Raw genomic sequence first — 20,573 nt, 5'->3', positions numbered from 1 at the left:
AAATGGATTTTTGCACAAGTTCAATCCTCACTCCACCCAAATCTTCAACACCACCGCCACATTCCCCGGATTGTTGGCCACCAGGAAGGTTCCTGAAGGAGCGAGGTTGGCCGCCAGCCTGGCACGGGTCTCGCCGGGCAGGAGCAACACCGGTTCCGGGCCTTCGTGGTCACTGGCTGTCGAAAGGCTGCACTGCAGGGCATCAGGCCCCTGGTTCTGCAAGGTGTAGAAGGTGTCCGGGTCATATGACGCCGCGGTATGCACCGTCATGACCGTCGCGGGCGGCACGGTGACGGTGGATGTGGGACTTTGCACGGCCCCGTTGAGATCGATGGCACGGGCCGACTGGTACAGGTTATACACCGTCGGGTTGTTCACGGCAAAGCTGCGCATCAGCACATCGAGCTTGTCATCAAACAAGTCCCTGATGTTGCCGATGAGGGCTGCAACCTGCCTGTTGTCGATCTTGCGCTGGTCTATGGCAAGCGAAGGATCCGAAACCGAATCGATGAATGCCGTCAGGGCGGTGCCCAAAGCGGTAATGTCGGCTACGGCGGCGCCAAACGGTACCAGTGCGGCACCCAATGGCGTGGCGAGGTTCTTTACGATGGAGGCCTGCGAAATGAGCGCGTCCTCAGAGATCTTTTCCCAACTGCTCATCGTAAAGTCGGCACGGTTGCGCAACACCGGGTCGCTGTTCATCACGGCATAGGATGTGACGGCGTTGGTGACCTTGATCCCGAGCGCGATTAGCGCCTGCCGTTTGGTTTCCTTGCCCACGGCATAGCCTGTAAGGTCGGCGCGGCTGCCGGTGTCGGCGGCGATAAGCTGGGTAATGTGGGTACCGAGCTGGGTGTACAACGCGGCGACGGCGGGAATGGCCGTCATCGAAGCCGCATTCTTGGTTCCGTAGTTTTTTACTTTCAGCGCCATCGCGAAGAAAGCTTCCTGGTCTCTGGTCATATCAATAGTTTTAAAGTTACACTTCAGGTGGGGACCATTGATAGGCCGAAAGTAGGATAAAAAGGTGATGGAAAGCATGAAAAGCATCATTCAGGCGCCTAATTTAGACCGGTTATAACCTGCAGCTATATCTAATATACAATGGTGTACTTCTAATGGATAACAGTATACTTCTAATGGACAATGGGTGTACTTCTAATCAATAATGCTGTACTTCTAATGGACAACGGTGTATTTCTAATGGACAACGGTGTACTTCTAATGTATAATATTGTACTTATAATATATATAAATGTATATTTAATATACATTTCAGCCCGTATGCTGCGATGCTAAATCATTATGGATGAGCGTTATATGTATTTGTGCTTGAAAAATGTCGGGAAAACACGTACTACGGCTACAGGTTATGGTATTTTTTTATAGATTTGGAGTAATCGGTCCCCCGCCAAACAGTTAACACCATCCACGCATGAGAAAAGTCAAGCGCGGGACGCTAAATCCCGGCCAGAGCAGTCTGGTACTGGACATCAGGCCCGCTATCCTGAGCCGGGGCATCACGCACCCTACGGCATTTTTACAAAAGTTAGGCATCAATCCCAACTCGGTGAGCAAGCTGCTTAAAGGGGAAGCCTGCCAGATCAACCTGATACAGCTTACGAAGATCTGTACCGCACTGCGCTGCGAGCCCAACCACCTGTTTGCACGGCGCGACCTGCACCTCGACAAGGACCACCCGCTGATGAACCTCCCACAGCATAGGCCGGTCCCGGACATGATGAGCGTGGAGGAGTTTTTGAGTAAGAAGAGCGTGGAGGAGGTGAGGAGGTTGTTGGGGAGGTAGGGGGGTACTGAAAATAAGAGGCAAATATCAAAGGCATAAAAAATATTATATATTTGATTATAAATAAAAAAAGATGAAGGAAGTAGAAAACGCTATTACAAAATATATTCTTAGTTCCCCAAAGGCATTGGCTTTAATGTTTTTTTCATTTATTAGTGGGAATCTATGGATATTTATAATACTATCTTATCTTACTAAAAACACAACTAAAGCTGTGAAACATCTTGATACATATTATTCTAAAATATCTTTAGGTATAATTTGGTTTTCAATCATAATGTACCCATTGCATTGCTTAAAATACGGCATGACTGATGTTACTTTGGAGAACGTATTTAATATTGTTTGGCAAACACTACTGATTAGCCTTTTTTTACAAGGCATTATTACTATTTTAATACTTAAATTGATTAAACAATGAGCGAATCAGGAAAGATCATCAATGTTGTTAGTGGAAAAGGAGGTACAGGTAAAACTCTATTTTGTTCAATTTTAGCAGAATTGTTAGGCAATCAGGGAACGCAGGTTCTTGTTGTTGATTTAGATGTTTACGTTAGAGGCCTGACTGCACTACTATATTTTCATAAAGGAGAAGTTTTAAATATTTTAAATGCTCAAGAAATTAGTGTTTTTGATGTTTTATATAATAACCAATCACTTTTGTTTGATAAATCCGAATTGGGTATTCGAAGGCATCGCTCTTTTGATATTCTTCCAGCAGTAAATAGAATTGATCAAGCTTTAAATCTTGATAATCCTATGCTTGATGAAAATAAATTTTTTAGTGAATCTCTAGATACATTAATAAATCTCATACCGTTAAAAAAATATGATTACGTAATACTAGATTGTAGGGCAGGTTATGATGTTTTAGTTTCAAAAATACATTCTATTTCAGATTTTTCAATTTGTGTTCAGGAAGATGACTACATATCAGATGTTACTGCAAATACTTTGATAAAGCAGCTTGAAAAAGATAACTCACAAAAACCTATTTTTAGAATTATTAATAAAGCAAGAAATATTCACTCATTTGATAAAATGGGTAATGGTTCAACATATATTGGACGCATACCATTTGATATGGATGTTATGAATAGTTTCGGAGAAAATAGTTTTTGGGATGACATTTCTAAATCGCTCTATAAAGAATCATTATCCGAAATTTGGAATAGAATAGCTCAAAAAATGGAATTAGAACCAAAACTGAATTTCTTTAGAAGGAGTCCATTGTTGAACAAATCTATTGAAAAAAAATTAGGTGTATTTACATTGCATGAGCGAGTAATGTTCATTTTTGGAATAATTTTTACTATAGCAGGTTTTTTATATAGTGATTTTGCAGAAGCATATTATCTTATTTCACACGGAAATCCAGAAAAGATAATTAGTCTGACTATTAGTCTTTCAGGAATATTAATCATTTTAATGTTGTACATGAATGGGTTTGGACGTAGAAAATGAGCGCCATGCTGTCCCGGCTTTGTGATCTGTGCCCACACGCTCATCCCCCTGCCAATGTGAACCTCCAACTTGTGCCATCTAATATGGACATGTTGACACGACAGCGCGGATTTGCAATCCATCCGCACACACCATTTTGCAAGTACATCACAACCAATAAATCCCCCAATCCACCGTTCTACTCCAAACCACAAACATGAAAACCAAAATTACCATTGCATTGCTGTGCTGTACAGCTTTTTTATTTGGGCAGAAGAAAAGGGATCTTGGCATATACAAAGCGCTGAACCTGGGGGTCGGCTACAACTACGTCGGGGCACAGGACGGTGAGAAAGCGTATCATTTCCTGGATCTGGGTGTCAACAGGTCGGTGTATGGCGGCATGCACGGCGGCGGGTTTCAATACGGCACCGGTACGGAAGTGGGGCTTAATACGCATAAACTGGTCGTTGGTCCAAAAGTCAGCGGCATCGTTTATTTCCAGTTCCTGGCTTTTGGTGCGGAAGTGATATCGTATACCGATTTTGACAAATATTCATTACGGTTCGTTCCGGTCTTCGGGATTGGCGGTGATAAATTCAGGCTGACCTTCAACCCGCAGCTTACGCTGATGCATAAGGATTTGCTGCCCATTCCGGGATTCGTGAACCTTGCGGTGAACCTGACGCTCGACAGGAAAGAGAGGAAATAGCATCAGATTTTAAAACTGCCATAGGCTTTTTACCTTTAAAATCCCCACCTTTAACAATATAAACAACATGGTATACAAAAACATCATCTTCGACTTCGGAGGCGTATTGGTGGACTGGAACCCAAGGCATTTGTACAAAGACCATTTCAAGGATCCGGAGGAAATGGAATGGTTCCTGAAAAACATCTGTACCGACGAATGGAACATCGAGCAGGACCGCGGGCGTCCGCTTTCGGAAGCCACAATGGGCTTGCAGCGGGAATTTCCCGGACATAGCGACATGATCGCGCTGTTCTACGGGCAATGGGAAGTCATGCTCAAAGGCGACATCCCGGAAACGGTGGCGCTGCTGTATAAGCTGAAGGAAAAAAAATATCCGTTGTATGGCCTGACCAACTGGTCTGCAGAGACGATTGATATTGCTTACCGCAGGTTTCCGTTTTTTAAGGTATTTGACGGCATCGTAGTATCAGGAACCGAAAAGCTTATTAAACCCGACCCAGGGATTTACCAATTGCTGCTCGACAGGTACCATCTGAAAGCGGAAGAAAGCATCTTTATAGACGACAACATCCACAATGTCAATGCTGCAAGGGAAATGGGTTTTTATGCGATACATTTTCAAAACCCGGCACAATTGGAAGCGGCGCTTTCCGAAGTGATACCAGCGTAAGCAGCAACGGCCATCTCTTCCGAATTCCCGATCCAACTTAAATCAAAGAACCCCGAAGCCTAAACTTCGGGGTTCTTTATGAATTAATAACTGTAAATTATTCCTGAGGAGCCTGCTCCGCCTGATCGTTGTTCGATCCTTTGTCGGCGTTGTCATCTCTTCTTTCAGGACGTGGCCCGCGGTTGTCACGGTTCCTGTCGTCCCTGCGGTCATCCCTTCTCGGGCCACGGTCGTCACGTCTCTCCGGACGCGGTCCACGGTCTTCCCTTGGGGCGTTTTCGTCCCTTGGAGGTCTTGGCATCAGGGCTTTCCTTGACACTTTTTCTTTCCGGGTCTTAGGATCGATGCCGATGTATTTCACCATAAACACATCGCCCATATTCACCACGTCAGATACATTTTCAGTACGTGCCCAGTCCAATTCTGAAACGTGCAGCAATACCTCGTTGCCCGGAGCTTCCGTATATTCTACGACAGCACCGAAGTCAAGCATCTTAATGACTTTCACTTCGTATGATTCACCAACAGTAGGCTTGAAGATAATCGAATCGATTTTCGCCAGTACCGCAGCGATACCCGCTGGATCGGTACCAAGGATTTCCACGATGCCTTCTTCGTTCACCTCGTTGATCACGATGGTTGTTCCGGTAGCTTTCTGCAATTCCTGGATTACTTTTCCTCCAGGACCGATAAGCGCGCCGATAAACGCACCAGGGATGGTACGCATGATGATTTTCGGAGCGTGGTCCTTAACATCTGCACGTGGCGTGTCTAATGTTTCAACCAGTTTTCCAAGGATATGCAAACGTCCGTCACGTGCCTGCGCTAATGCCTGCTCCATGATTTCGTATTTCAAACCGTCGATCTTGATGTCCATCTGACAGGCAGTGATTCCTTTTTCAGTTCCCGTTACCTTGAAATCCATATCGCCTAAGTGATCTTCATCACCCAGGATATCGGACAATACCGCGAAACGCTCGCCATCTGTAATCAAACCCATAGCAATTCCTGAAACCGGACGGATCATCTGGACACCGGCATCCATCAAAGCCAGAGTTCCGGCGCAAACGGTCGCCATAGAAGAGGAACCGTTAGACTCCAATACTTCGGAAACCACACGGATCGTGTATGGATTCTCAGCAGGGATCATGTTTTTCAGGGCGCGTTGTGCCAGGTTTCCGTGACCCACTTCACGACGTGAAGTACCCCTTAACGGACGCGCTTCACCGGTAGAAAATGGCGGGAAATTATAGTGTAAGTAGAATTTTTCTTCTCCTTGCTCTGATGGCGAATCGATTTGGTTTGCTTCTCTTGAAGTCCCCAATGTTGCCGTAGCCAGCGCCTGGGTTTCTCCACGGGTGAACAATGCCGATCCGTGTACTGATGGCAGATAGTCCACTTCGCACCAGATTGGGCGGATTTCAGTCGTTTTCCTTCCGTCGAGGCGTGTGCCTAAATCTAAGGTTACGTTACGGACGGCTTCTTTGTTGACTTCCTTAAAGTATTTCGAAACCAGGTCCCCGTTTTCAAGCAATTCTTCTTCGGTGAACAAAGCCTTTACTTCTTCCTTTACAGCGTCAAACGCAGCAGAACGCTCTTGTTTTGCCGACCCTTTGCTTGCAATGGCGTAGATTTTATCGTAAGCGGCTTCCCTTACTTTCGCATGGATGGCCTCATCGGATTTTTCCTGATCGTACTCGCGTACTTCTTTTTTACCGAAAGCAGCCTGCAGACGCTCCTGCGCCGCGATTTGGTTTTTGATGTGTTCGTGGGCGAATTTAATGGCTTCCACCATTTCTTTTTCTGAAATCTCTTTCATTTCACCTTCTACCATCGCGATGGAATCGGTTGAAGCACCGATCATCATGTCGATGTCAGATTCTTCCAATTGTGCGCGGCTTGGATTGATGATGAATTCACCGTTGATGCGGCCAACCCTGGCTTCAGAAATCAAGGTTTCAAACGGGATGTCAGACAATGCCAACGCTGCCGATGCGGCCAAACCTGCCAATGCATCCGGCATCACGTCTTCGTCATGTGACATCAACTGGATCATCACCTGTACTTCAGCATGGTAATCACTTGGAAACAGTGGACGCAAAACGCGGTCTACCAGTCTCATGGTCAATACTTCGCTGTCGCTTGGACGCGCTTCCCTTTTGAAGAAACCTCCCGGGAAACGGCCGGCTGCTGCAAATTTCTCACGGTAATCTACCGTTAAAGGTAAAAAGTCAACTCCCGGAGTCGCTTTTCTTGCGGAAACAACTGTGCCTAAAATGACAGTTTTTCCAATTCTTACTACTACAGATCCGTCGGCTTGTTTCGCCAGGCGCCCTGTCTCGATTGTGATGCTTCTTCCATCACCTAAATCGATGCTTTCTACAAATAATTGTGGAATCATAAAATTTAATTCTCAAAAGTTAAACAATGGGTTCTTAGTTGTGTTGTTGTGTGTAGTTGTTTAAAGAACCCAATGAAAAACTAAACTTTTTTTAAATCTTAGCCCGCGGCTTAAGACATGCTGTATCGGCTAACTGCCGTTTTTATGAAAAAAAAAGAGGCGCGTGGGCACCTCTTTTTCGTCGAATTATTTTCTGATATTCAATACTTTGATGATCTCACGATATCTGTTGATGTCTTTTTTCTTCAGATAATCAAGTAACGCCCTTCTTTTACCTACCAGTAACACAAGCGAACGCTCTGTGTTGAAATCGTGGCGATTTTTTTTCAGGTGCTCCGTAAGATGTGAAATCCTGTGTGTGAACAATGCGATCTGACCTTCAGCGCTTCCTGTGTTTGTTGCTGCTCCTCCGTGTTTAGCGAAGATTTCTTCTTTAACTTCTTTAGTTAAGTACATGCCAATATTATTTAAATGATTCTTATGTATATACCCGTCTTTCGGATACGGGTGCAAAAGTAGTGTTTATTTTTTAAATTCCAATCTTGAAATATAAATTTCAGCTTTTTAAATTCCAAAACCCAAACGGGACATGTCAGTTTTCTGTCAAGATATAATTTGGAATTTGATTTTTTGAAATTTGATTACTTCTCCAATAACTTCGCGACTTCCTGATTGACATATTCCAAAAATCGTTCGTCGGCATCTGTAAAGGCATCAAAATCTTCGGAATCGATATCGATCTGCCCGACATTTTCACCTTTTACAAACAAAGGGATTACAATTTCTGACTTTACCGTAAACGAGCAGGCAATGTAATTGTCCTGAGCGGTGACATCGGGTACAACGAAATTCTGGTTCGAGACCGCTACCTGCCCGCAGATGCCTTTCCCGAAAGGGATAATAGTGTGGTCTGTAGGTTCGCCGGCATAAGGGCCAAGCTTCAATTCTTCCTTATCGCCATTGCGGAAATAAAACCCGACCCAGTCATAATAATCAATATTGTCGCGCAACAGGTGACAAACCTGCAGCAGTTTGTCCTCCAGCAACACATTAGTATGATGTAAAATATCGGCCACCTTGGGTTTTAATTCCTCGAAAGTCATCTTGTAGTTTTTTACAAAAGTAATCCATAGCCAGAACTTAATTTTTATAAATTTGTTAAAAATTTTTATGAAATCCTACCTGCAGCAGTACAAGCCTTTTTTGATTTTCCTGGGGAAATTCCTGTTCAGTTATTTCCTGCTGCTGTTCCTTTATCAATTGTACCTCAATAGTTTTGACGCTTCGCGCTTTGAACCGGATGGCGCTACTAAACTGGTTTCCGAAAACACTGTCTGGTTTTTAAGGGTGACCGGGCACGATGCCGAGATTTACCCGCACCCCCGGGAGTCTTCGTATAAATTATTCCTGGACGGCCACTCAATTGCCAGGATCGTGGAAGGGTGCAATGCGGTGAGCGTGATGATTCTGTTTGCGGCTTTTATCATCGCTTTCAGTTCGAAATGGCTGCGGACATCCCTTTTTATCATTTCAGGTATATTGCTGATCCATGTGCTGAATGTCATCCGTGTGGGGCTGATTTCCGTCGCGATGGAGAAATACCCGCAGTATAAAGGATTGCTGCACGATGTGATTTTTCCTTTGTTTATATATGGTGTCGTGTTTGGGCTTTGGGTGCTTTGGATCAATAAATATTCATTTTATGCTAAAAAAACTCCTCGCACATAAATTAAGGGCGCTTGCATTCATCGGGTTGGTTTGCCTGTTGGCGCTGGTCAGAATATTTGAAACGAAATTGTTTTACGATCCGTTCCTTCGTTTTTTCAAAAGTGAGTTTACGGGAAAACCGTTGCCTGGATTTGATGTGGCCAGGCTTTCTTTCAGCCTTTTTTTTCGATACCTGCTCAATACGATAATTTCATTGGCACTGATTTATGTCGCTTTTAAAGAAAAGGGATTGGTGAAATTTTCTGCGCTGTTGTACCTCATTTTCTTCCTCGTGCTGATGATGACTTTTTTTGTCATCGTGTATGGTTTCGGCACAAACAGCACACTCGAATTGTTTTACGTAAGGCGTTTTTTAATCCAGCCGATTTTCGTGATCTTATTCATTCCGGCTTTTTATTACCAGGAGCATGTTGCCAAAAAATAACATTCTGTTGGGGAAATGTCATGGGTTTTTAAATACTTTTGCAAAATGAAGTTTAAAAAGTGTACCTGTTTAATGCTTGCCATCTTGGTGTTGTTTTCCAACGCAGGGCTGGCTTTCAGTGTACATTTTTGTGAAGGGAAAGTAGCAGCCGTTTCATCAGTATTTCATTCCGGAAAGGTTTGTGAGATGGAAAAAAAGGTGGTAGGCAAAGCCTGCTGTGCCCAAAAACTGGCTGAAAAACATAAAAAATGCTGTTCAGACAAGAAAGTAACCTTAAAGTCCAAATCGGATAACGGTATCGTAAAAAATGCCTCTTTCCAATTTACAGCGGCACTTCCGGAACGGTACAATCCGGATGCTTTTTTTGAAAAACGAATCGCCTTCCGCAGCAATAAAGAGACCATCCGCTATTATTGCGATGCCCATTCCCCGCCGCTTTACCGGCTGTATTCCCACTATATCCTTTACGCCTGATTTTAATGTTCGATTGATCGTTTTACGATAGTTATTTACGAACATTAAAACTCATTTTATGCATAAAATAGTCAGATTGCTTTTGCTGCTGATTCCTGTTTTTACCATGGCCCAGGAAGCCGATACGCTACAAGAGGTAAAAATTGAGGTCAGAGACAAAGGCTTAAAAAAATCACAGCGTACTACTGCCAACGTCATTACGCTCACAGGAAAGGAACTTTTGAAGGCTGCCTGCTGCAATCTCGCCGAGAGTTTCGAAACCAATCCGTCGATTGACGTGAATTTCCCGGATGCGCTCACCGGGACCAAACAAATCCGCATGCTCGGGCTTACCAGTCCTTACCTGATGATTACTGAGGAAAATATCCCTTCCGTACGCGGCGCTTCACAGGCTTACGGCTTGTCATTTACACCGGGGACCTGGGTGGAAAGCATACAGATTACAAAAGGTGCCGGCTCCGTCGTGAACGGTTATGAAAGCATTTCTGGACAAATCAATACCGAATTGATAAAGCCGCTGAGCGACATCCCTTTTTTCTTAAATGGGTATGGCTCGACCGACAGCCGTTTTGAAGTCAACACGCATTTCAACCGGAAAATTTCCGATAAATGGTCGTCAAGCCTTTTCATCCATGGCAATGCGCGCGTGTCAAAGAATGACATGAACGATGACGGTTTTCTTGACAATCCGGTCGGGCAGCAAGTCAACATTTTAAACCGCTGGCAATATAATAATGCTGAAAAAGGCTGGGTCAGTTTCATCAATTTCAGGTTTATGGATGATGAAAAGCAGACCGGCGAAACGGGATTTGACAAAAGTCGGGACCGCGGAACGACAAATTTCTGGGGCTCTGAAATCAATACCCGCAGGTTAGATTTGTCCGCGAAAGTCGGGTATGTTTTTCCGGAGATGCCGTTTCAAAGCATCGGTTTCCAGAATGCATTTAACAGCCATGACCAGGAATCTTATTTCGGTTTAAACCAATACAACATCCGGCAGGACAGTTATTATTCGAACCTGATTTTCAATTCGATCATCAACAATACAAAACACAAATTTGCTACCGGGCTTAACTTCACTTACGACCGTTACCGCGAAGATGTTTTGGTTCCGGACCTCAATGGGGATTTTGACCGGATTGACAATTCAGCCGGGGCTTTCTTTGAATATAGTTATGACAATACGGATGATTTCAGTGTAGTGGCCGGAGCAAGATTCGACAAACACAACCGTTTGGGCGCTTTCTTTACCCCGAGGATCCATGTGCGTTACAACCCTTGGGAGAAAGGCGTTTTCAGGATTTCCGGAGGAAGGGGAAAACGCGCCGCTAATATTTTTGCAGAAAACCAACAGCTTTTTGCGAGTTCGAGGTCATTCAATATTTTGAATACGGCTGGGAGAATTTATGGTCTGGATCCGGAAATCGCATGGAATTACGGGCTGAGTTTTTCACAGCAATTCTTTCTTTTCGGGCATGCCGCCGATGCAGGCTTTGATTTCTTCCGCACCGATTTCAGCAACCAGGCGATCGTGGATTTGTATGGTAGTCCGCAGCAGGTTTCGTTTTATGGCGGAAAATCCACTGCGAACAGCCTTCAGGTCGAATTCAATTTCGGTGTCATTGAAAACCTGCATTTCAGGACCGCTTATAAGTTTTATGACATCAATGCCAATTATCTTTCTGGCAATGCGGAACGGCCATTGCAGGCAAGGCATCGTTTTTTCGGGAACGGCGCTTATGAAACCAAAAAAACAGCAAAAGGCGGGTTGTGGAAATTTGATTACACTTACAACTGGATGGGTAAACAACGCCTTCCGTTTACCGGGACAAATCCTGTTTCAGAACAGCTTCCGGATTTCTCACCGGCCTTTTCGCTGATGAATGCCCAGGTTACGAAAGTGTTTTCGCAGGCTCTTGAAATTTACATCGGCGGGGAAAACCTTGGCAATTACAGGCAGCAGAAAGCCATATTGGGGAGTGAGGAGCCTTTTGGCCCGAATTTTGACACATCAATTGTTTATGCGCCGGTGTTTGGCAGGATGTTTTACGCCGGACTTCGTTTTAAAATCAAATCTTAAATTTATCAATTATGAAAAATATCATCATCGTCTTATTATTTGCCATCGGCTTAAATGCCCATGCCCAGGAGAAGAAAAACAAAAATGCAAAGTACAATATCGAAGTGAACGGCAATTGCGACCAGTGTAAAAAGCGCATTGAAAAAGCCGCATTCAGTGTGTCTGGAGTAAAATCGGCAGTGTGGGATATAGAAAGCCATCAATTGAACGTCATATTGAATGAAGAAAAGGCTTCAGTTACTGATGTGGAAAAGGCGGTTGCCAAAATCGGCCACGACACGCAAACCCAAAAAGCGCCGGACGAAGTTTATGAAAAACTGCATTCCTGCTGTAAATACGACCGGAAATAACAACGCAGTTTAACCGTTAATTAAACCAAAAAAAGAAGCGTAAAATTGTACGTCCGTTAAATAATACGTACTTTCACGCACGCAAATTTTACCTTAAAACATACAAAACATGGCTGATTTTGACTGGAAGAATTTAATCAACCCCGAATTTTATATCAATCTGGAAGTGGGGGGGGTGCATGTAGGTTTATGGGTAGTTTTGTTCATCATTTTTGCTGAAACGGGTTTGTTTGCGGGTTTCTTCCTTCCGGGTGACAGCCTGTTGTTTTTGGCTGGGATTTACGCCACCGGATATTACCAGGATGGGGTATATATACCTGGATTGGTTGACCAGATGTTTCATGCCGATAGTGCATTTTTGAATGTCATGGCACTTTCCACATTCGTTGCCATCGCTGGGATTTTAGGGAATATTGTCGGGTACTGGTTTGGTTCCAAAAGCGGAAGCTACTTATATAACAAGCAGGACAGTTTTTGGTTTAAGAAAAAATACCTGATCCAGTCCAAAGATTTCTTTGAAAAACATGGCGGGCGCGCGATTATCTTTTCACGTTTCCTTCCGATTTTCAGGACATTCGCGCCTATTGTGGCAGGAATCGTCGCCATGGATAAAAAGAAATTCATGTTTTATAATATCATAAGTTCTTTCTTATGGTCTTATACCTTAATCTTTGCAGGAAATTACCTGTATAAGTTTTTAAAGGAAAGCTACCAGATTGACCTCAAGGACCACATCGAATTGATCATCATCGGTCTGGTTGGGATTACAATCATTCCGGTCATTTACAAATTTGGAAAAAAAACAGTTACCCCTTCAGAGGAATAACAAAAAGCCGGTTTCTAAGCCGGCTTTTTTAATTGACCGATATTACTTTTATTTCCGAAATCAGCATGCCTTCCGGCGTCATGCCTTCAATCAGTAATTTTACATTGCGTTTTCCTGTGGGTGGCAATTGGAATGTAAATCCGCCGAAATCATCAGCTACAATATTTGGCATCCAATGCACAATCCCGAAATTATCGAATCCGGCATCTGATTTGTCCGAATAATCCGCATTCACAAATGGCCGTATCATCTGGTAGCCTTCCATCCTGAAATCTACGACGTTGGTTTTGGGGTCTTTGCTTGGGTATTGGCTGATTTTCTTCCGATAAATTTTAATTACCCCGATGTTATTGTTGACAGAAGAAACAATGGCCTGCGCATTGATGTAAATTTCATCGATATCGTCCATCCGCATTCCGTCAAGTTCGTCAAAATCCATCATCCTGAAATTGTCAAGGTATACGACAGGCTGGTTCCTTTGTCCGTTGATAGTAGTCCGTGATCGTCCGTAAATATTGACCCTATTCAAACGCTTTTCCACGTCGAAACCATGGTTGCGGATAAAATTCAGCACGTCAAGACCATTGTTTTCTGCCGTGATTTTGTAACCTGTGAGCAATCCGTTTCCATAACCCATTTGCCTTGTAAGCTTGTTTTTGTTGTCCACTTTCACCTCATCAAGATGGATGATGTCCTTTTCATTAAAATCTGGAAAAATCAGGTCAATAGGTTCCAGTATGGGGGTGCATTCCGCTGTGGCGTGATATGGAAAACGGAAACTGCGGGTGGCATTGATCACTTTTAAGGTCATTTTTGCCGGCAGCGCATTGCTCAGCTCCGGGGCTTTTACAAATGAAATGCTCGCCTGAGCGCCATCAGGAGCGACAAGGTTTTTAAAGTAAAACTCATTGTTGCTGTCGATTTCAGCCATTTCCCTGATACCTGCAAAAAGTGAAAACAGCTTCATCATATATTTGTTGATGTTGCCCTGTTTTTGGTTTAAAGTACCCTTGATGGTCAGCCCGTAGTCAAAGTCATAATTGCGCGTGGGTGAACCGCCTTCGATCGATTTCCACGGGTATTTCATTTTTTTTTGATTCAGAAGCAATAGGTCCAATTCATAAAGCCGCGTTTTTGAGTTCTGGTCGAGATAATAATGCGCGTTAGTTACATTTTCAGCCAGGTAGGGATTGATTAAAAGCGAAGCATATAAATCGGAATGCCCTTTATCTGCAAGGGAATTTTCCGGCAACACAGAAATGCTCAGGTTCGCTTTCGCAAAATCTGTCTTACCGATGAAATGGTTGGATTTGCCTGAAGGCGTGATGATGGATGTAAATATGTCTGAAGGTTTTTTAAAAACCAACCGTTGGGCAAGTGCATTTTTATTAGCATCGAAAACAGTGACGGTATTTACACCATCCGACAGGTTGTCATTCATGAAAACAAGCTTTTGTTCCGACAGGCCATTTTTAAAATCCATCTCAAAAACCACCGCTTTTTCGTCCTGGTTTACGCTGACAAAGAGTTTTTTGCCAGGAAGTGCATTAACATACCCTGCATTTGCATTGATCGTAAGATATGTTCTGTCGGGTGCGGCATAATTATTTACGTCAATTGCGATGCCGTTTTGCTGGGCTGCCGGGAGTGGCGCGCTGAATGTTTGGTTGTTTATGGTAAAGACGGCTTTGTATGTCCCGGTTTCGGGGATAATGTCAAACTTTCCATAACCGAACCTGTTGACTGAAATTCTCATGATTTGGTTCCCGTTTGCATCTGTAATATACCCTTCGGTCACGGGAACAGGTGCTCCGTAACAATCGGTTAGCCTGATGCCGACGACATTTTTTACGCCCATGATCATATTCTCGCCTCCCTGAGGAGTAAGGTCGATGTTGATTTTGGAATAATCCGGTTTGTCAGAAGGGAGCAGCGGTTGTTGCGTATTGACGATCGTAATTTTGTAAACCGACGATTCATCTTCATTGAAATTGTTCATCCAGTTCGTATAAAACTGCAGGTAATAATTCCCTGAAGCATACTGTTTACCCAATTTTATATTCCCAGAAAAAGAACCGCCACTCGCAAAAACCAGCTGTTCCTCCATCTTGTTGCCTTGTTGGTCTGTCAAAACTGCGAAAACATTAGTTGTCAGTAAGAATGGGGTTTTTGTTTTCCGGTTCATGACATAGCCCTTAAACCAGATTTGTTCGTCAGACAGGAACAGATCCTTGTCGAGTTGCACGTGAATGCTTTCCCTGTAAAGCCTGAAGTAATCCGTGAAACGCGAGGAGATTTCCTGCTTTGTAGAATCGGTTTGCGAAAAGGATAGGAGCGAAATGAGGCAAATAAAGGTCAGGATGGATTGGCGGATAAATTTTTTCATGGTATTGGTTTAATATTTATACCGATAAATTTAACAGATAAAGTGAAATATTTTACAAAAAAGCACAAAAAAAAAGAGCGCCCAAATCAGGCGCTCTTTTATATAAAATGAAGACGAGAATTACATCATTCCCGGCATTCCACCACCCATCGGCATTCCGCCTCCGGCATTTTCTTCTTTAATGTCCACCAATGCACATTCTGTTGTCAGGATCATTCCCGCTACTGAAGCTGCATTTTCAAGTGCCACGCGGGTCACTTTCTTAGGATCGATAATGCCCGCCTTAAGCATATCTACGTATTCGTCTGTTTTGGCATTGTAACCAAAATCTCCTGAACCATCTGCGACTTTAGCCACAACAACAGATCCTTCCAGTCCTGCATTTTCAACGATAGTCCTTAACGGCGCTTCCACAGCGCGAGATACGATCTGGATTCCGGTGGCTTCATCAGCATTGTCAGGCTTGACATCCTTAAGCGCATTTTTTGCCCTTAACAAGGCTACGCCACCACCGGCAACAATACCTTCTTCCACCGCAGCGCGTGTAGCATGCAATGCATCATCCACACGGTCTTTCTTTTCTTTCATTTCCACTTCTGAAGCGGCGCCCACATAAAGTACTGCAACGCCACCGGCCAATTTAGCCAAACGTTCCTGCAGTTTTTCACGGTCATAATCCGATGTTGTGGTTTCCATCTGGATCTTGATCTGGTTTACGCGGTTTTTAATCAGATCCGCTTCACCGGCACCACTTACGATGGTAGTATTGTCTTTGTCGATACTTACACGTTTTGCTGTTCCAAGCATATCAAGGGTCGCATTCTCAAGCGTGTATCCTTTTTCTTCAGAAATCACGGTTCCACCTGTCAGGATCGCAATGTCGTCGAGCATCGCTTTTCTCCTGTCACCGAATCCTGGTGCTTTTACAGCCGCAATTTTCAGTGCGCCACGCAATTTATTTACCACCAATGTCGACAGCGCTTCGCCATCAACATCTTCAGCTATGATCAGTAAAGGCTTTCCTGATTGTGCTACCGGTTCTAAAACAGGAAGCAGTTCTTTTAAGGAAGATACTTTCTTATCGTATAAAAGGATGTAAGGATTCTCAAGCTCGGCTTCCATCTTTTCAGGATTGGTAACGAAATATGGGGAAAGGTATCCCCTGTCGAACTGCATGCCTTCGACAACATCAACGTAAGTATCGGTTCCTTTGGCTTCTTCCACGGTAATGACGCCTTCTTTTCCCACTTTGGCGAAAGCCGTAGCAATCAGCTCACCAATCACTTCGTCATTATTGGCAGAGATCGATGCGATCTGCTTGATTTTCTCAGAATCGCTTCCCACCACTTTAGCCTGTTTGGCAAGATCGCCGACGATGGCTTCCACCGCTTTGTCAATACCTCTTTTCAAATCCATTGGGTTGGCTCCGGCGGCAACGTTCTTCAGTCCTTCTTTCACAATCGCCTGTGCCAATACGGTAGCAGTAGTTGTACCGTCGCCGGCAAGGTCGTTGGTTTTTGAAGCCACTTCTTTCACCATTTGCGCACCCATATTTTCCAACGGGTCCTTCAATTCTATTTCTTTGGCTACCGTCACACCGTCTTTAGTCACATTCGGGGCACCGAATGACTTCCCGATGATCACGTTGCGTCCTTTAGGCCCCAATGTTACTTTTACTGCATTAGCCAATGCGTCAACCCCGCGCTTCAGTCCGTCACGGGCTTCAATGTCGAATTTTATATCTTTTGCCATTTTTTGTTTTAGTTTATTTTATTAGATAATTGCCAGAATGTCGTCTTCACGCATGATGAGATAATCTTTTCCTTCGAATTTCAATTCGGTGCCGGCATATTTACCGTACAATACCGTGTCTCCAACCTTCACGGTCATGGCGTGTTCCAAAGTGCCGTTGCCTACAGCTACGACTGTTCCTTTTTGTGGTTTTTCCTTTGCAGTGTCCGGAATGAAAATCCCTGATGCCGTTTGTGTTTCTGCGGCTACAGGCTCAATCAGCACGCGATCCGATAGTGGTTTAATGTTTAAAGCCATAATATTGATAATTTTATATATAATAATTGTTTGTCCGCCCTTTTTCATAAACCATGCCAGCGGCGGCCATTCTGACAAAATTTCAGCTAAAAAAAATGCCAGCAGATATGCCGGCATTTCCATATTACTTTAAAAGTATTATTTCTTTTCTGTTGCAGGAGCTTCCACAGGAACTGAAACTGGTTTGTCAGTAGTAGTGGTTGCATCAGTTGATTTTGCCGGTGTAGCAGCCGGAGTTGCAGGTTTTGCAGCTTCAACAGGAGCGGCAGCCGGTGCAATTGTATCATCGCCGCTGAATTTTACACTCGAAAATAATATAAGGGCAACTAAAATCCCAGCCAAAGTCCATGTGCTTTTATCAAGGAAATCGGTTGTTTTCTGGACACCGCCCATTTGTTGTGATCCGCCTAATGAAGATGAAAGACCGCCTCCTTTAGGATTCTGTACCATAATCACGATGATCAATAGGAAGCAAACTATTGCGATGAGCGCTAAAAAAACTATAAGCATATTTTCTGTATTTAATTGTTATTCTGTTGTAAAATCCTGATGTCCGAAATTCGGTCTGCAAATAAACTACTTTTTTCCGGATATTTCAAAATTAAAATTTCATATGCCTGAATGGCCTTGTTGTATTTCTTTTGTTCTAGGTATACCTTCGCCAAAGTTTCCGTCATCAGGTAGCCGGTATCCTCAGTTCCGCGGGCCGCTGACAATGTAACAGGATTGCTGTCACGTACTGGAGCGATCTTAGGATTGGTTTCTATAAAACGGTCAATGAGTTCGAGTTTTTTCTTCTTTTCCGCATCGGTTGGAATTTCTTCCTGCGTAGCTTCCCTTTCAATCGGATGGAACGATGCAAGCTGCAGCCATTCGCTGAAAGAATGCTTTTCCCCGGAAAAATCCAACGGCCTGCCGATTTCCAGCTTTTCTTCAATCGTGGCGGTAGTTTCATCAGCTTCCAATGGTTCGGGAGCCGCTTCTTTTATGGAGTCCAAAATGGAACGCTCCAACTTGTCGGGCGCTCCTGCCTTCGCTTCGGGCTGGACCCATTCGCTTTCATTGACAATGATTTCATGGATCATCGCTTCCTTTTCAGCAAAGAATTGCTGCTGCAGCGCTTTGAAATCCCCTGAAGTGATGAAGTCGAAAAGGACGCTCCTGTCGGTAGTGTAGGCGGCCGTCACTTTCAGTTCGTGGTTGTATTTGAAACTATCCTGATTGTACAGCCCTTTGAGGTGTAAAGCACGCGCGCTTTGGAAAAACGGGAATTCCTGGCTGATCCTTTCCAAAACAAAAGTATGCCTGTCATTGACGGCATCGGGTTTGTTTAATATATAAGTATAGTCGGAAACGTTCATGTCACTATTCTTTTACCATTTTGCCAGCGACGCATTGAATACATCCTGCGTAATACGCTCATAAATGGTATTCACTGCCTCAGTCAGCTGTGCACCGACCAATTGCTCCGAACCACTATAGTCAACAAAGAACGAAAATGGCTTTTCAAAACTCTCATCCTCCTTTTTCTTATTCGTAAAACGCACATTGACCGTGATCGTTAGCCTGTTCTGGGCGGCACGCTGATCGGCGGTGGCCTGCATCGGCGAGATGCGGAAATCTGTAATCTCGCCTTCATATACCAGGTCGGCACCGGAATTGGTTAAACTCAGGTTGGTCTGGTTCTGGATCAGTTCCTGCAATTGTTGTGTAAACGTACGTTCAATTCCCGGCTGTACCAGGTCGGCGTTGTTCTGGAAATAACTGACCTGGAACGTTTTGGCATCGATAGGTTTCGCGCCGGTGAAATTATACGCCCCGCAACCATTAAAAGTGAATGCGGTTAAAACGAGTGCGGTAAGTAAAAGTATTTTTTTCATACGGACATAAAGGTCAAAGATATTCAATTTCAGCGGCAATCCTATAAATCAAACTGTTTGATTTTGCGGTACAGCGTCCTTTCTGAAATGCCGAGCTCATCTGCGGCGGCTTTCCTTTTGCCCTTATTTTTTTCCAAAGATTTTTTAATCATCTCGATTTCCTTTTGTTCCAGGCGGAGGGTTTCTTCTTCTTCGACCGTTTCAGCAAAAAGGTAATTGTCATCACGGTCGTTTTTAAAATGCTCCTGCTGCGGCTTTGCAACCACAGGCATCACCGACAGGCTGCGCTGCTGCGGCTCGTCAAAATCGAATTCGTTTTCGCTGCCGTCCGTACCATAAATTTTCCGGATCAGGTTCGGATTGGTTTCCTGTACTTTGGAACTGCCGTTTTTCATCAGCTCCATCGTGAGTTTTTTCAAATCGTTCAGGTCGCTTTTCATGTCAAAAAGCACCTTATATAATATTTCCCTTTCGGTACTGAAATCACTTTCCGGTTTTCCGGCCTTGATGACCGAAGGTAGATTACTGCCTTCCAACGGGAGATACGATTGCAGTGTCATCGCTGAAATATCGCGGTTGGTTTCCAAAACGGAAATCTGCTCCGCCACATTGCGCAACTGCCTGATGTTACCGCTCCAGCGGAACTTTTGCAGCAATTCCACCGCATTATCATCGAGTTTCAAAGGTGGCATTTTGTATTTGTGCGCAAAATCGGAAGCGAATTTCCGGAATAGCAAATGAATGTCATCCTTGCGTTCCCGCAATGCCGGCAGCATAATGTCGACGGTACTTAACCTGTAATAAAGGTCCTCGCGGAATTTTCCCTTTTCGATGGCATCAAAAAGATTGACATTGGTGGCCGCTACGATACGCACATTGGTTTTTTGTACCTGCGACGAACCTACCTTGATGAATTCCCCGTTTTCCAGTACACGCAGTAAGCGCACCTGCGTCGTCAGCGGCAATTCGCCCACTTCATCAAGGAAGATCGTACCGCCATTTGCGACTTCAAAATACCCTTCACGGGTTCCTGTCGCTCCTGTAAATGCCCCTTTTTCGTGCCCGAACAGTTCACTGTCGATCGTGCCTTCCGGAATCGCACCGCAGTTTACCGCGATGTATTTCCCGTGTTTGCGGTGTGAGAGCGAATGGATAATCTTCGGGATGCTTTCTTTCCCGACACCGCTTTCCCCGACTACCAGTACCGTGATATCAGTAGGGGCGACCTGAATCGCTTTTTCGATGGCGCGGTTCAGTTTCGGGTCGTTCCCGATAATTTCGAATTTTTGTTTTATGGCTTGTACGGATTCCATACGTATTGGTTTTAGTGGATGCAATTT

At 44.2% G+C, this 20,573-nt stretch carries 21 protein-coding genes; 10 read left to right on the top strand and 11 right to left on the bottom strand.

The window, feature by feature from the left end; translation table 11 throughout:
* Positions 1-27: 27 nt before the first annotated feature.
* Positions 28-963 (bottom strand): hypothetical protein, encoded by a 936-nt coding sequence (locus HYN49_RS01275; RefSeq protein WP_108902428.1) that lies wholly within the window; start codon positions 961-963, stop codon positions 28-30.
* Positions 964-1,435: 472 nt separating this feature from the next.
* On the opposite strand from HYN49_RS01275, the gene HYN49_RS01270 reads away from it, so the two are divergent.
* The 4 genes from HYN49_RS01270 (at position 1,436) to HYN49_RS01250 (ending at position 4,635) form a co-directional block, all read left to right on the top strand.
* Positions 1,436-1,807 carry a helix-turn-helix domain-containing protein gene (locus HYN49_RS01270; RefSeq protein WP_108902427.1) on the top strand — a complete coding sequence of 124 codons (372 nt, stop codon included), beginning with the start codon at positions 1,436-1,438 and terminating at the stop codon, positions 1,805-1,807.
* A gap of 417 nt (positions 1,808-2,224) precedes the next feature.
* Complete coding sequence (locus HYN49_RS01260) at positions 2,225-3,271, top strand: AAA family ATPase (RefSeq protein ID WP_108902425.1); 1,047 nt, start codon at positions 2,225-2,227, stop codon at positions 3,269-3,271.
* A 196-nt stretch (positions 3,272-3,467) separates the two neighbouring features.
* Positions 3,468-3,962: a hypothetical protein gene (locus HYN49_RS01255; RefSeq protein WP_108902424.1), complete on the top strand. Its 495-nt coding sequence runs from the start codon at positions 3,468-3,470 to the stop codon at positions 3,960-3,962.
* Between the two features lie 67 nt (positions 3,963-4,029).
* Positions 4,030-4,635 (top strand): HAD family hydrolase, encoded by a 606-nt coding sequence (locus tag HYN49_RS01250; RefSeq protein ID WP_108902423.1) that lies wholly within the window; start codon positions 4,030-4,032, stop codon positions 4,633-4,635.
* A 97-nt stretch (positions 4,636-4,732) separates the two neighbouring features.
* Here HYN49_RS01250 and HYN49_RS01245 read toward each other — a convergent pair whose 3' ends face one another.
* From HYN49_RS01245 to HYN49_RS01235, 3 genes are all read right to left on the bottom strand, one after another.
* Complete coding sequence (locus HYN49_RS01245) at positions 4,733-7,036, bottom strand: polyribonucleotide nucleotidyltransferase (protein WP_108902422.1); 2,304 nt, start codon at positions 7,034-7,036, stop codon at positions 4,733-4,735.
* A gap of 186 nt (positions 7,037-7,222) precedes the next feature.
* Positions 7,223-7,492: a 30S ribosomal protein S15 gene (gene rpsO / locus HYN49_RS01240; protein ID WP_108902421.1), complete on the bottom strand. Its 270-nt coding sequence runs from the start codon at positions 7,490-7,492 to the stop codon at positions 7,223-7,225.
* Positions 7,493-7,677: 185 nt separating this feature from the next.
* Entirely contained in the window at positions 7,678-8,139 is a 462-nt protein-coding gene (locus tag HYN49_RS01235) for a GAF domain-containing protein (protein ID WP_108902420.1), read from the bottom strand.
* A 67-nt stretch (positions 8,140-8,206) separates the two neighbouring features.
* Between HYN49_RS01235 and xrtF the strand changes: the two genes are divergently transcribed.
* From xrtF to HYN49_RS01205, 6 genes are all read left to right on the top strand, one after another.
* Positions 8,207-8,764 carry an exosortase family protein XrtF gene (gene xrtF, locus HYN49_RS01230; RefSeq protein WP_108902419.1) on the top strand — a complete coding sequence of 186 codons (558 nt, stop codon included), beginning with the start codon at positions 8,207-8,209 and terminating at the stop codon, positions 8,762-8,764.
* The gene (locus HYN49_RS01225; RefSeq protein WP_108902418.1) at positions 8,739-9,188 is read left to right on the top strand and encodes an exosortase F system-associated membrane protein; all 450 of its coding nucleotides are present in this window, start codon (positions 8,739-8,741) and stop codon (positions 9,186-9,188) included. Before xrtF ends, HYN49_RS01225 begins: the two co-directional genes overlap by 26 nt.
* Before the next feature lie 15 nt (positions 9,189-9,203).
* On the top strand, positions 9,204-9,662 hold the full coding sequence (locus HYN49_RS01220; protein WP_449404173.1) for an HYC_CC_PP family protein: 459 nt from the start codon (positions 9,204-9,206) through the stop codon (positions 9,660-9,662).
* 106 nt (positions 9,663-9,768) lie between these two features.
* Positions 9,769-11,742: a TonB-dependent receptor plug domain-containing protein gene (locus HYN49_RS01215; protein ID WP_394336410.1), complete on the top strand. Its 1,974-nt coding sequence runs from the start codon at positions 9,769-9,771 to the stop codon at positions 11,740-11,742.
* An 11-nt stretch (positions 11,743-11,753) separates the two neighbouring features.
* On the top strand, positions 11,754-12,092 hold the full coding sequence (locus tag HYN49_RS01210) for a heavy-metal-associated domain-containing protein (RefSeq protein WP_108902415.1): 339 nt from the start codon (positions 11,754-11,756) through the stop codon (positions 12,090-12,092).
* Between the two features lie 109 nt (positions 12,093-12,201).
* Entirely contained in the window at positions 12,202-12,918 is a 717-nt protein-coding gene (locus HYN49_RS01205) for a DedA family protein (RefSeq protein ID WP_108902414.1), read from the top strand.
* Between the two features lie 28 nt (positions 12,919-12,946).
* On the opposite strand, the gene HYN49_RS01200 is transcribed toward HYN49_RS01205, so the two are convergent.
* The 7 genes from HYN49_RS01200 to HYN49_RS01170 form a co-directional block, all read right to left on the bottom strand.
* Positions 12,947-15,304: a hypothetical protein gene (locus tag HYN49_RS01200; RefSeq protein ID WP_108902413.1), complete on the bottom strand. Its 2,358-nt coding sequence runs from the start codon at positions 15,302-15,304 to the stop codon at positions 12,947-12,949.
* A gap of 120 nt (positions 15,305-15,424) precedes the next feature.
* A complete protein-coding gene (groL, locus tag HYN49_RS01195) occupies positions 15,425-17,056 on the bottom strand; it encodes a chaperonin GroEL (protein WP_108902412.1) in 1,632 nt (543 codons plus the stop codon).
* A gap of 21 nt (positions 17,057-17,077) precedes the next feature.
* On the bottom strand, positions 17,078-17,353 hold the full coding sequence (locus HYN49_RS01190; RefSeq protein WP_108369400.1) for a co-chaperone GroES: 276 nt from the start codon (positions 17,351-17,353) through the stop codon (positions 17,078-17,080).
* A 138-nt stretch (positions 17,354-17,491) separates the two neighbouring features.
* Positions 17,492-17,863, bottom strand: a complete 372-nt coding sequence (gene secG, locus HYN49_RS01185; RefSeq protein ID WP_108902411.1) for a preprotein translocase subunit SecG — start codon at positions 17,861-17,863, stop codon at positions 17,492-17,494.
* Positions 17,864-17,874: 11 nt separating this feature from the next.
* Complete coding sequence (locus tag HYN49_RS01180; RefSeq protein ID WP_108902410.1) at positions 17,875-18,714, bottom strand: tetratricopeptide repeat protein; 840 nt, start codon at positions 18,712-18,714, stop codon at positions 17,875-17,877.
* A 12-nt stretch (positions 18,715-18,726) separates the two neighbouring features.
* Positions 18,727-19,233, bottom strand: coding sequence for an LptE family protein (locus HYN49_RS01175; RefSeq protein ID WP_108904905.1), 507 nt, complete (start codon positions 19,231-19,233; stop codon positions 18,727-18,729).
* 41 nt (positions 19,234-19,274) lie between these two features.
* The gene (locus HYN49_RS01170) at positions 19,275-20,546 is read right to left on the bottom strand and encodes a sigma-54 interaction domain-containing protein (RefSeq protein WP_108902409.1); all 1,272 of its coding nucleotides are present in this window, start codon (positions 20,544-20,546) and stop codon (positions 19,275-19,277) included.
* Between the last annotated feature and the right edge of the window lie 27 nt (positions 20,547-20,573).

It is taken from the genome of Flavobacterium pallidum (assembly GCF_003097535.1).
Taxonomy (GTDB): domain Bacteria; phylum Bacteroidota; class Bacteroidia; order Flavobacteriales; family Flavobacteriaceae; genus Flavobacterium; species Flavobacterium pallidum.
This window is presented reverse-complemented; position numbering and strand designations above follow the sequence as displayed.